The organism is Streptomyces pathocidini, assembly GCF_001418495.1.
GTDB classification, from domain to species: Bacteria; Actinomycetota; Actinomycetes; order Streptomycetales; family Streptomycetaceae; genus Streptomyces; species Streptomyces pathocidini.
In genome coordinates this window covers 1-2,682 of record NZ_LIQY01000594.1, presented here as the reverse complement: position 1 = coordinate 2,682, position 2,682 = coordinate 1, and the positions used below count along the sequence as shown (strand labels likewise).

The following is a 2,682-nucleotide window of genomic DNA, read 5'->3' as shown; positions in this document are numbered from 1 at the left end:
TTCCCGCCGCCGCGGCGGCGATGAGCGGGACGGGGTGGCGGGGAGCGGGCCGGAGCCAGTCCGGGTGGGGGCACTCCCACAGCTACCGCCGGGGGCACCTCCACCCAGTGGTAGCCGGACCGGCCGGAACCCGTATCAGCCGCCCCCGCCGGAGGCGCTGTGCATGGGGAAGCCCGCGATGCCTCGCCAGGACAGAGCCGAGACGAGCTTGGCCGCGGCGTCGCGGGGAAGCTTCTGGCCCGCGCCGAGCCAGTAGCGCGCGGTGATCTGGGCCATCCCGCACAGGCCGACCGCGAGCAGCATCGCCTGGTCCGACGGGATGTCGGTGTCCTCGGCGATGACCCCGCTCACCGCCTTCGCGCAGTCCAGGCTGACCTTGTCGACCCGGTCGCGCACCGCCGGCTCGTTGGTGAGGTCCGACTCGAAGACCAGGCGGAACGCGCCGCCCTCGTCCTCGACGTAGGCGAAGTACGCGTCCATCGTCGCGGCCACGCGCTGCCCGTTGTCCGTCGTGGAGGCGAGCGCCGTGCGCACCGCCTGCAGCAGGGACTCGCAGTGCTGGTCGAGCAGGGCCAGATAGAGGTCCAGCTTGCCGGGGAAGTGCTGGTAGAGCACCGGCTTGCTGACTCCGGCCCGCTCCGCGATGTCGTCCATGGCCGCCGCGTGGTAGCCCTGTGCGACGAAGACTTCCTGGGCGGCGCCCAGGAGCTGGTTTCTGCGGGCTCGGCGCGGCAGGCGCGTGCCCCGCGGGCGCGCCTCGGTCTGCTCGATGGCTGTCACGCCGCCTCCCAAGGGTTCGTTCCGTGCGCGGCGGCGCCTGGTGCACCGCGCCCGCCATCGTACTTTCGGGTAACCGGGGTGTGCGCGGTGCGGACCGAGATTTTCATGGACCGGACCGTTGGCGCGGTCGCCGAGCGGGCGGACAAAAAGGGCAGGCCGCACCCCTCGCCAACGGTGGACCCATCGGTGCACCGCTCACCGGTAGTCGTCCTCGTGGAGCCCGACCACCCGGGCCTGCTCGGCGGCGTCCGCCGGGTTCGCGGACTCCAGCGAGCGCTCACCGGGCTCGGAGTCGCGCTCCGGAACCAGGTCGGCGTGCTGCTCGGCGGCGTCCGCCTCGGGGGCCTCGACGTCGAACTCCTCGGTCTCTTCCGCGTCCGCCTCGAAGGTGTCCGGATCGGTCGGATCGACAGCCATGGTGGATCCCCTTTCCGGGGTGGGCGCCCGCCGCACCGGACGAGCCTGGGAGAGGCCGCGGGTCGATGCCATGTGGTCATGTGATGGTGAACACGCCGGTGTGCGGGCCCGAACAGACAATCCCCGGCGTGATCACCTCGTAACATTGCCGCATGTCTCCGACCGAGCTGCCGGGTACCCGGACCGCCCCCGCCTCAACCCACGAGTTCGGTGTCGGCGTCGGTGCGGGAGAGGAGCTGCGGCGGGTCGCCCTGCCGGGACTGAATCTGGCCGTCCGCTCTCGCCCGCCGGCCCGTGGGGGCCTGCCGCCCGCGCTGTACGTACACGGGCTCGGCGGATCCTCGGTCAACTGGTCCGCGCTGATGGCGCGGCTCGATGACCGCGTGGACGGCGAGGCCCTCGACCTGCCGGGTTTCGGCCATTCCGCGCCGCCGGACAACGGCGATTACTCGGTCTCCGGGCACGCGCGGGCCGTCGTCCGCCATCTCGACGCAGCCGGGCGCGGGCCGGTGCACCTGATCGGGAACTCGCTGGGCGGGGCCGTCACCACGCGGGTCGCCGCGGTCCGGCCCGACCTCGTCCGCACCCTCACCCTCATCTCGCCCGCGCTGCCGGAGCGGCCGCCGCAGCTCTCGGCGCTGCCCACCGTGCTGCTCGCGGTGCCCGGCGCGACCTCGCTGTTCGCCCGGCTGACCCGGGACTGGACCGCGGAGCGGCGTACGCGCGAGGTGGTGGCGCTCTGCTACGGGGACCCGGCGCGGGTCGATCCGGATGGCCTCACGGCGGCCGTCGAGGAGTACGAACGGCGGCTCGCGCTCCCGTACTTCTGGGACGTGATGGCCCGTTCCGCGCGCGGAGTCGTTGACGCGTACACGCTTGGCGGTCAGCATTCCCTGTGGCGGCAGGCGGAGCGGGTGCTCGCGCCGACGCTGCTCGTGTACGGCGGCCGGGACAGGCTCGTCTCCGTCCGGATGGCCGGCCGGGCGTCCCGGGCCTTCCGCGACTCCCGGCTGCTGACGCTCCCGGAGGCCGGGCACGTGGCGATGATGGAGTATCCCGAGGCGGTCGCGCGGGCCTTCCGCGCGCTGCTGGACGAAGAGGCCGTGGCGACGACCGCGGGCGCGGGCAGGAGCTGAGTCGACGCGTGGGACGCCATAGCCGCCGCGGCCGCACGGAGGCCGCAGCCGAGACCACGGGCGCGCACATACCGGAGGACGCGCGCCCGTCCGCCGTCGATCCCGTGGGCGGCGGCGCGGGCGGTCCCGTCCACCCCGCGAGCGGACGCCCCGCCGATGGGGCCGCGCCCGCCGGGCGTCCCCTCGGTGCCCCGCGCCCGCCGTTGCCCTCGCGTGGCGCGAGTGCGCCCGCGTCCTTCGGGCCGACGCCCGAGTCCGCCCCCTTCGGGCGGCCGTCCGAGTCCGTGTCCTTCGGGCCGCCGTCCGGCGCCCGGGGCGGGCATCCGGAACACCGCGAACCGGGCGGCGC

Annotated in this window: 3 protein-coding genes and 1 pseudogene; 2 read left to right on the top strand and 2 right to left on the bottom strand. The window is 74.5% G+C overall.

Going from position 1 to position 2,682, the window contains the following annotated elements; translation table 11 throughout:
* Nucleotides 1-135: 135 nt before the first annotated feature.
* Both AOK16_RS23265 and AOK16_RS23260 read right to left on the bottom strand, forming a co-directional pair.
* Nucleotides 136-780 carry a TetR/AcrR family transcriptional regulator gene (locus tag AOK16_RS23265; protein WP_055474104.1) on the bottom strand — a complete coding sequence of 215 codons (645 nt, stop codon included), beginning with the start codon at nt 778-780 and terminating at the stop codon, nt 136-138.
* A gap of 195 nt (nt 781-975) precedes the next feature.
* Nucleotides 976-1,197 (bottom strand): hypothetical protein, encoded by a 222-nt coding sequence (locus AOK16_RS23260; protein ID WP_055474103.1) that lies wholly within the window; start codon nt 1,195-1,197, stop codon nt 976-978.
* A 152-nt stretch (nt 1,198-1,349) separates the two neighbouring features.
* Between AOK16_RS23260 and AOK16_RS23255 the strand changes: the two genes are divergently transcribed.
* Nucleotides 1,350-2,333 carry an alpha/beta hydrolase gene (locus AOK16_RS23255; protein ID WP_055474102.1) on the top strand — a complete coding sequence of 328 codons (984 nt, stop codon included), beginning with the start codon at nt 1,350-1,352 and terminating at the stop codon, nt 2,331-2,333.
* Nucleotides 2,334-2,341: 8 nt separating this feature from the next.
* Nucleotides 2,342-2,682, top strand: a pseudogene (locus AOK16_RS27790) (hypothetical protein); the annotation flags it as partial.